Here is a 9,051-nt window from a genome sequence, read left to right on the forward strand (position 1 = left end):
TGATTTATATATATTATACATATACAAGTATAGTTCTTAAAATAAAGCTTCTCTCCATTTTAAATCAGCCAAGTCATGAAACTGAGCTCTTCATTAGAAGCAGATTGGTCTACCCCTCAACAGCCGATTCCGCAGACCATTAGCCAAGGTACAGTTGAATATAAAAGAGCGGGCATGGCGCTATTTTTGTTGGGCTTTGCCAGTTTTTCACTGATTTATTGCGTACAACCCTTACTACCGAACTTAAGTCAGAGCTTCCATATTGCACCCAGTGCAAGTGCTCTAGCACTGTCCTTAACCACAGGCTTTTTGGCTATGTCGATCGTGCTATCCAGTGCCTTTTCACAAACATTGGGCAGAAAAGGCCTCATGTTTTTCTCTATGCTTTTGGCTTCTATACTCAATGTGGTATGCGCGGTTTCACCGAGTTGGCATGTTCTCATGCTTTCAAGAAGCTTAGAGGGTTTTGTTCTAGGTGGAGTTCCCGCTGTTGCCATGGCTTGGATTGCAGAAGAAATTAGTCCTAAAAATTTAAGTAAAACCATGGGGCTGTATATTGCAGGTACAGCATTTGGCGGCATGATGGGACGTGTTGGCATGGGTATTTTGACCGAGTTTTTCTCATGGCGTATTTCCATGACCATTCTTGGCGGTATCTGTCTGTTCTGTGCGTTTGGTTTTTTGAAACTCTTACCCAATTCACGAAATTTCATTGCCCAGCAAGGTCTCTCTTTTAAGTTCCATCTACATGCATGGTATGCACACTTGAGTCATATCCGCTTGCTAAAAATCTATGGGATTAGCTTTTTACTCACCAGTATATTTGTCACTCTGTTTAATTATGTGACCTTCAGACTGTTTGCAGCACCGTATCATTTAAGCCAAACCCAGATTAGCCTCATTTTTTTATCTTATAGTTTGGGTATTATTTCCTCTTCGATTGCAGGCAATATCGCAGACCGAATAGGCAAAAAGCAGATGATGATCCTGGGCTTTTCATGCATGCTCTTAGGCGTGCTACTTACCCTTTCTGCCTCGTTGTTTTTGATTATTCTCGGGATTGGCTGTGTGACCACTGGCTTTTTTATTGCCCATGCCATTGCCAGCAGTCGAGTTGGAGAACTCGCGACATCCAATAAAGGTCATGCCACTTCCTTGTATCTGCTTTTTTATTATTTAGGTTCAAGCATTGTAGGTGCGTATGGCGGAAATATCTGGCAAAGCCATGGCTGGAATGGCATCGTTATATTAAATATTTTTCTGATTCTAATTGCACTCATCATTATTTTTTCAATAAAACCGCTTCATTCTCCATCTGTTACCCATTAGGAACATCTACATCATGCAACAACACTTATTTGTCTACGGTACTTTAGGGCCAAACAAACCCAATGCTCATATTTTAGAAGTGATTGCTGGTACATGGAGCAAAGGCTCTGTGAAAGGTTTGCTTAAGGAAGCAGGTTGGGGAGCAGAACTTGGCTTTCCTGGGCTGATGCTGAATTCAGATGGACAAACTGTTGATGGATATATATTTAGTTCAGAGCAATTAAATACGTTGTGGAACAGCTTAGATGAGTTTGAAGGAAGTGAATATCAGCGTGTTTTAACTGAAGTCACTTTAGAAAATGGGCAAATACAACAGGCTTATGTTTATGCGTTAAACCCAAATACATAAAAAGCATGACATCATATCGTTAGCGTATAAATGTTGTGCATACATCGAAAAATTGTGCGGTATTTGAATGTTATTCCTAATATTCAAGTACCGCTAATTTTTGAATCCTTGATATGCATTATCAAATTCATGCAAAGTTCTGTTTTTCTAACCATGCCTGCAATCCAGACCAACTTTTAAAATCATCTACCGCACGTACGATACAATTTGGATTGCGTTCTAATAGCATTTTACTTAAGGCGCTGCCCGGCCCAATTTCTAACACGACATCAGGCTGATTTTCTTGTATTGCACTTAAACAGGCATCCCAATTAATCGCATGATTCATTTGGTGAATTAGCGCGTTCACTGCATCTGTGGTCTTAAAAACTTATGTCCACCCGAACCACTAATCATGGCCGTGCATAAACGAGCAAAATCTTGCTGCTGTAAAACTTGCCGATACGGCTGAACTGCAGCATCCATACATACGGTATGCGATGCAATAGTAACATTCAAGCGTTTAACAAAACGTGTTCCTCGCAATTCGAGTTGCTGAGCAAGCTGCTGTAAATTAGCATCATCCCCCCCCCACGACAAAACTACTATCACTCAGTTTGATGAAAAGTGTTTAGTCCCGGCATTTGATGGATCGGATCAATCTTAAAAAGTTCAGGTTCATCTGTCCACTGTTTGCAGATGAATTCGTAGGGAGTCAGGCCCCTGAGTGTTTTGAGTCTGCGGCCGAAGTTGTATGCAGCAATAAAATCAGCAAGGTGAATGCATAGCTGAGTGTGATCGTCGTAATGGAACCGTTTGACAGTAGCTTCTTTAATCGTTCGGTTCATCCGCTCGACCTGTCCATTGGTCCATGGATGCTTAACCTTGGTAAGACGATGTTCAATGCCACATTCAGTACAAACCCGATCAAAGATGTGCTCAGAGGCGTAGCGATCACAGGTGCGGTTCGTGAACTGGATGCCGTTATCTGTTAGCACCGTATGGATTCTATAGGGCACAGCCTTAATCAGATTGCGTAGGAACTCCGCGGCTGCCATCTTACTGGCTTTAGTATGCAATTCAGTGAACGCGAACTTGGAAATGCGATCAATGGCAACGAAGAGATAAAGCTTACCCTGTGCTGTTTGCATCTCAGCGATGTCGATATGAAAGTAACCAATAGGGTAGCTCTTGAAGCGCTTCTTGACAACGGCGATCACCTTGTACCTCAGGCATTCGTGAAATACCATGCCGCTGCAAGCAGCGGTGTAACGACGAGCGTGTCAGATAAGGAATACTCGGCTGCAATGCATAAAGGCAATCGTCTAGCGGCAATAAAGTGCGTTTTCGAAAAGCAACAATTGCCGCCTCATCTTCAGGCGATAACACGCTTGAGCGAGGATTCTTTGTCTCGGTTGTAAGATCATCTACTGAAGTACGTTTCTTCCATTTTGCGACGGTCTTTTGATTGATGCCGTAACGCTTGGCTAGCGTTCTTAAGCTCTCCTGACTATTTTGTATTGCTCGACGCACTGCCTGTGTCGTTGTGGCGCTGCTGTGTAGAACTTGTCCCATAGTGCTTCCTTCCATTTATCTGAGAATATTGCACCATTAAAATCTGGGCTAAAAACCTATATAATTTTTCCCAATTACAAAAAAATAGTGTAGCAAATTGCTACACTATTTTTTATTATATTTTTCTAACATTCGTTTTAGGAACGTTTCTAATTCTTGTAAATTTTGATCATCAAATTGTCCGATTTTCAAAGATACCTTTAATGTATTATGGTCAAATTTGATATTACCAGCAACTTTCCCATCATATTCAATTTTATGTACAATTGAAGTTTGAATAACATCTTTCGTTTCTCTTGACTTAAAGATTTTTTCAGCTAGTGATGCCAATTTTGTCTGTTCAACTTCTTTTTTAAGCAGATATGACCAGGCTTCGAATAATGCTTCTTTAGCATATTCATGGTTTTCTTCATGATCTGATAGAAACTTTTTCACTGCTGTAGCAGCAGTCCGTGCTAATAATGACGGCTGTTTTTCCAAATCTTCAATTAACTCTCCAGGTAATTTTTCAAAAGATAAATATTTATACATATCTTCACGATTCATACCTAATGACTTTGCTAACTTCTGCTTATTTTTTTTTAATTTTTCATCCAAAGAAGTTAATCCAACATATATTTCATAATCTGTCAGGTCTTCTCGCTTTAAATTTTCAGCTAATGTTAATAAAGCAACTTCTTCATCTGATGCATCAATAATGATTACTTCAATGGTGTTCTTATTGAGAAATTGGTGAGCTTTCAATCGTCTTTCACCAGCAATCAACTCATATTTATCATTTATTCTACGAACCGCAATTGGTTGTAATAGCCCTATTTCCTCAATTGATGCTGCTAAATCTTCAATATCTTGTTGATTAAAGAGTTTTCGAGGCTGGTTCGGACTAGCTTGAATATCTGTAATTTGTACATTACGTCTTAGCTCTTTGACATCTTTTATATGCTCCTTTTGGGCATTTTGATGCTTTTGAGTATTTTGCTGAAGACGTTTAGCCAATAGCTCTTTATTACTTACCATAGTATTTCCAGAATTATATTATCCGACACGTTGAACAATTTCTTGTGCTAAATTTTCAAAAGCTTTTCTAACTTTTGAGTTTTTATCAACAGATAATAAAGGTTGTTGCAAAATTGCAGCTTGATTAACCTTAGTGCTCATTGGAATTGTGGTATGCAATAATTCTCCAACTTGATTAAAAGCTTCATCTTTTATTAATTTACATACATTATGACGCTCATCATGTTTAATTAATAAAGCACCTAAGAGTTCTAATTTAGGGTTAACTCTTCTAATTTTACTTAAATGATTAATTAAATCAGTAACACCATAAAGACCGTATTGTGAACCAGATTCAATTGGGACAATAACATGTGTCGAAGCAGCTAAAGCATTGCTAGTTAGTAATTTTAAGCTCGGAGGGCAATCAATAAGAATGTAGTCATATAACCCTTCTAGAATTTCCAATTTATTTGAAAGTTCCTCGGATGGTCTTGGTATATCATCTTTCAATTGATCTTCAGTTTTACCAAGAGTTAATGAGCCATATATTAAGGAAACATTCTTAAATTTTGTTTCTTCTTCTAATGCTTCCGATAATAGACTTATATCACCAATAAGTAATTCAGCTGATGTAGTTTCAACTTCGCTAGGGTGTCTTAATCCTATATGTAAACTTGCATTTGCTTGTGGATCAAGATCAATGACTAAGACTTTATTTCCTAATTCAGCAAGTTCTGAAGCAAGATGTACTACGGTAGTTGTTTTCCCGCAACCACCCTTATGATTAGCTACAGCAATGATTTTAGTTGACATATTTGTATTAAGGAATTTACTTTGATTTCATTTAATATAAAGTTATTTTTAGCAACTTGCTACAGTTCCTTTGTCATATTTTTAAATTTAAAAGAAGTGGAAAAAAATTTAACTTTTTTAAAAATATAGCTAGCTAATTTTAATTAGTATTAATTAGTATTAATTAGTTAATTATAATTAGACATATTTTATTTGTTTAAAAACAAATAGATATGATTTTTAAAGTGGAAGACATGTCACTAATAAGTGGAAGGTCTGTCATTGATAAGTGGAAGGTCTGTCACTGACAAGTGGAAGGCTTGTCACTAATGAGTGGAAGGTCTGTCACTGATAAGTGGAAGACTTGTCACTATGGTGGAAGACTTGTCATTATGATTTATTTTAACGTGGATTTTTTAGTTTAAAATATTATAATTCAATTGTTTATGGTGTTGATAAGTTTGCTTTTCTTAGAATAAAGGTGGAAGGCTTGTCATTAGATGTTTTTGATTCTGTGGATAAACTATTTGTTTAAAATTTAATTGATAACATGATGTTTGATAGTCAAGAATATCTGAATGGTGGAAGGTTTGTCACTTGAATGGTGGAATATTTATGGAGTAATTCCACTTTAGATATGTTATAGGCTAGTCCTACTTTCAAGTTAATTGCTTTATCGACAAGGATGAACTATCAAAGGTGGAAGAATTGTCACTTATAAGTGTTTAATTCTATATTTATTCCACCATAAGATTGAATAGTATCTAAATTGCACTTTTATAGTGACACTTCTTCCACTCTTAGGGTGTTTGATGGTCATAAACTGAGTAAACTTAATATAAGAAAGTGAAAATAGTGAGCGGTTTGCATCTTCTTCCACTTTTGTGTATAACATATAGAAAATATTTTAATCTTTCCACTTATGAGTAATCACAACGAACCAGAAGAATTAGAACATCTACCTTATTGTATTGGTAATATTCGACATAATGGAGTAGTCAGTACAAGTAACCGTCTGATTAGACCCATTGAATTATCATCTAATGAGTATAAAGCTCTACTTTATGCAATGGCTGTTGCAAATTATGGTGAGAAGAATAATCAAGATCGTGAAATTACAGAGCAAACTTATATTTATTTGCATAAAGATGATTTAGGTGAATTATTAGGATTAGACAAAAAGAATTCCATTAATGTTGCTATTGATCGTATTTATAAAGAATTATCATCACGAGTAGCTCATTTTGTAATTGAAGAGCCCGTGGATGATAATAAGCGTAAAGTTAAAAAAGTACACTCAGTAGTTCCAATTATTCGTGAACTCCGTTGGGAAGATGATGCTAAAAATGCTTTGCAGATACGTTTCACCAGTGAAGTACTGCCATATTTTACTCGTTTAGCAAATGGAAATTTTACGACTTATCAATTGAAAGATTTATTTGCTTTGGACTCCGTAACCAGTATGAGTTTGTATTCATACTTTATCAAAAATGAATTTAAGTATGCTAATCAAGATTCTTATGAGGTTGAACTTTCACTGGAGAATATCAAAGCATTAATTGATATTGGGGAGAAAAAATATGATCGTTGGGTTGATTTTAGACGATACGTTTTAGACAAAATTATTGAAGAAATTAATGATAGGACTAGTCTTCAATTACAATACGATACCATCAAGAAAGGTCGACCTATTGTCGGAGTTCGATTTAAAATTCTTAATAGGCACGCCACTGAAGTCATTGCATCTAATACTAATGATAAGACTCAAATCTATTTAGACGTCAATTTTGATGATAATGCGCTTGTTAAAGAATTAGGTGCGAAGTTCGATATGACTGTAAGGTCTTGGTACATCTATGCAAACGACCCAAATTATAAACAGTTTAGTAAGTGGTTTAAGACAGAAGGGTGCTTAACTGAATCTCAAGCAAATGTGATAGTGAATGATATTATGTTCCAAATGGATTTTGCTGTAGCTGGCAGTTCAATGAGTGAATTTAAGCGAGAAATGAAATATAAACTAAAAAATAATCCAAATTTTGTAAAAGAAAATAGAAAACGTTTGAATGAAATATTTGGAAAAGACGTTATATGACTGTGTAGCAACTTGCTACACTTTTCACTATAAGGTGTAAAATAAGATTGATATCAGTTTACTTCATATTTTGATAGCTAATTATTAGACCTATGAACAAATTATTCATCCATTAAGGTAGAACATGAAAACTAATCCTTACATTCCTAACCACACACTTACGAAGACAGATCAAGGTTATGTTGTTAATTTTATCGTTAAACAAAATAAACCGATACCCGTATTTGAGAATATGTCACTTTCTAAGGTCATGTTTACTTTACGGGTAGTTCTATTTAGTAATCTGACACCAAGTTCATCTTCAAGCTGCTTAATGGCTTTAGAAATAAGTGGACGATGCAAACCTAATGTTTCAGCAGTATGAGTAAAACTCTGTGTTTCGACTACAAGGACATATATCTGTAGTTTCTGCAAATGGTCCATTTAATTTAGCCATTAATTTATTATAGAAATTATAACAAATGGCTTATTTAGACGTCTTATTCCAAGTACATATATTGTAGAGCTTCTAAAATTAACATAATACACGTTATACGAAGTTGAAAAAGGGAGCTTTAAGCCACTGCTGTCCCATAGTTTGCTTTAAATAAAAAAACCTGAGTCCTAACAGTTAAAATATGAGTGCAAACAAACACTTTAACGACCAGGATTCAGGTTTTGTCACATCAGAATACCGTATTTCATGAGCTAATTAAACCTGTTGTGCGACAGGATTTTGAACAACTTGCTAAAGTACACCATGTTGGACAGAAATTTAGAGCGGCTTCCCGGTGGGATCAGTTTATTGCCATATTGATGTCTCAATTCTCTTGTAGGCAAAGTCTGAGAGATATTCAATCCAATTTGGAGTGCCAACAGGAAAAGCTAAGTCATCTCGGAGCAAAGTGAACCGTACCGGGTTTGTCGGAGAGTCAATATTCTGAAAGACTATCCCGATGACAAAATTAAAATATACCCCTGAAATCAGCGAAAGAGCGGTTCAATTATTGATTGAATCTGAAAAAGATTATCCTTCTACTTGGGCTGCAATCACAGCAATTGCGCCTAAAATTGGCTGTACTCCTGAAACACTACGTGCCTGGCATCAAAAGCATTTAGATCAGCAAAATCCTGTCAAAGTACAACAGATATCTGATCAAGAAAAAATGAAGCAAATGGAACGTGAAAATAAAGAACTGCAACGTGCGAATGAAATTCTACGTAAAGCAGCCGCTTTTTTCGCCCAGGCGGAGCTCGACCGCCCACACAAGTAATGGTGGATTTTATCCATAACAATAAAGATCAATATGGTGTTGAAGCGATTTGTAGGATTTTACCAATCGCACCTTCAACCTATTACCGGACTCTAGATCTCACAGTAAATCCAGAACATCGAGCGAAACGGGATCTGCATGACCTTCATCATGCTGAACAAATAAAACGAATTTGGAAAGAAAGTTCAGGTCGATATGGCGCACGTAAAGTCTGGCAACAACTGAAACGTGAAGGCTCTGTTTTGCACGTTGTACAGTTGCTCGATTGATGCAGAAGCTAGGTATACAAGGTGTTTGGCGTGGTAAGAATAAATAAACTACCCGTAACCGAGATGACCAAAAATGGACAGATGATTTAGTGAAACGGAATTTTAGTGCTGATCATCCAAACCCTTGCGAAGCAGTGCCTCTCAGGTGAGTGACTTTACATATGTTCAAACAAATTCAGGTTGGATCTATACCGCATTTATTATTGATGTCTTCTCACGAGCAATTGTTGGATGCAAAGTATCGACACGGATGAATACAGATATGGTGCTCGATGCACTGGAGCAAGTATTGCATGACCGAGGTATGCCTAAGAATGTGATTCATCATTCAGATAGGGGTGTGCAATATCTTTCGATTCGCTATACCAATCGTTTAGAAGCAGCAAATTTACGAGCATCAGTCGGTACGAC

The 9,051-nt window shown here is 36.6% G+C and carries 8 protein-coding genes, 3 pseudogenes and 1 other annotated feature; of the genes and pseudogenes, 5 read left to right on the forward strand and 6 right to left on the reverse strand.

Annotation, left to right across the window (positions count from 1 at the left end; all coding sequences use genetic code 11):
• The first annotated feature begins 75 nt into the window (after positions 1 to 75).
• Positions 76 to 1,329, forward strand: coding sequence for an MFS transporter (locus tag F972_RS00680; RefSeq protein ID WP_004763128.1), 1,254 nt, complete (start codon positions 76 to 78; stop codon positions 1,327 to 1,329).
• 13 nt (positions 1,330 to 1,342) lie between these two features.
• Positions 1,343 to 1,678 carry a gamma-glutamylcyclotransferase family protein gene (locus F972_RS00685; RefSeq protein ID WP_004763129.1) on the forward strand — a complete coding sequence of 112 codons (336 nt, stop codon included), beginning with the start codon at positions 1,343 to 1,345 and terminating at the stop codon, positions 1,676 to 1,678.
• A gap of 127 nt (positions 1,679 to 1,805) precedes the next feature.
• On the opposite strand, the gene F972_RS16135 is transcribed toward F972_RS00685, so the two are convergent.
• The 5 genes and pseudogenes from F972_RS16135 to F972_RS00715 form a co-directional block, all read right to left on the reverse strand.
• Positions 1,806 to 2,027 carry a hypothetical protein gene (locus F972_RS16135; protein ID WP_228127542.1) on the reverse strand — a complete coding sequence of 74 codons (222 nt, stop codon included), beginning with the start codon at positions 2,025 to 2,027 and terminating at the stop codon, positions 1,806 to 1,808.
• Positions 2,024 to 2,257, reverse strand: a complete 234-nt coding sequence (locus F972_RS16140; RefSeq protein WP_034427958.1) for a hypothetical protein — start codon at positions 2,255 to 2,257, stop codon at positions 2,024 to 2,026. Before F972_RS16140 ends, F972_RS16135 begins: the two co-directional genes overlap by 4 nt.
• 8 nt (positions 2,258 to 2,265) lie before the next feature.
• A pseudogene (locus tag F972_RS14855) lies at positions 2,266 to 3,232 on the reverse strand (IS481 family transposase).
• Between the two features lie 105 nt (positions 3,233 to 3,337).
• Positions 3,338 to 4,249 (reverse strand): ParB/RepB/Spo0J family partition protein, encoded by a 912-nt coding sequence (locus F972_RS00710; protein WP_004763138.1) that lies wholly within the window; start codon positions 4,247 to 4,249, stop codon positions 3,338 to 3,340.
• A gap of 18 nt (positions 4,250 to 4,267) precedes the next feature.
• A complete protein-coding gene (locus F972_RS00715) occupies positions 4,268 to 5,044 on the reverse strand; it encodes a ParA family protein (RefSeq protein WP_004763140.1) in 777 nt (258 codons plus the stop codon).
• 901 nt (positions 5,045 to 5,945) lie between these two features.
• On the opposite strand from F972_RS00715, the gene F972_RS00720 reads away from it, so the two are divergent.
• Positions 5,946 to 7,118: a replication initiation protein gene (locus F972_RS00720; protein WP_004763141.1), complete on the forward strand. Its 1,173-nt coding sequence runs from the start codon at positions 5,946 to 5,948 to the stop codon at positions 7,116 to 7,118.
• Between the two features lie 177 nt (positions 7,119 to 7,295).
• On the opposite strand, the gene F972_RS00725 is transcribed toward F972_RS00720, so the two are convergent.
• On the reverse strand, positions 7,296 to 7,541 hold the full coding sequence (locus F972_RS00725) for a helix-turn-helix domain-containing protein (protein ID WP_004763143.1): 246 nt from the start codon (positions 7,539 to 7,541) through the stop codon (positions 7,296 to 7,298).
• A 234-nt stretch (positions 7,542 to 7,775) separates the two neighbouring features.
• Here F972_RS00725 and F972_RS00730 point away from each other — a divergent pair.
• Together F972_RS00730 and F972_RS14870 are read left to right on the forward strand one after the other, a co-directional pair.
• Positions 7,776 to 8,003: pseudogene (locus F972_RS00730) on the forward strand (DUF4372 domain-containing protein); the annotation flags it as partial.
• Positions 8,004 to 8,053: 50 nt separating this feature from the next.
• Positions 8,054 to 9,051: pseudogene (locus F972_RS14870) on the forward strand (IS3 family transposase); the annotation flags it as partial.
• Positions 8,329 to 8,445, forward strand: a sequence feature (AL1L pseudoknot). Its footprint overlaps the pseudogene before it by 117 nt.

Origin of the sequence: Acinetobacter sp. CIP 102529, assembly GCF_000368325.1 — a bacterium.
GTDB lineage: Bacteria > Pseudomonadota > Gammaproteobacteria > Pseudomonadales > Moraxellaceae > Acinetobacter > Acinetobacter parvus.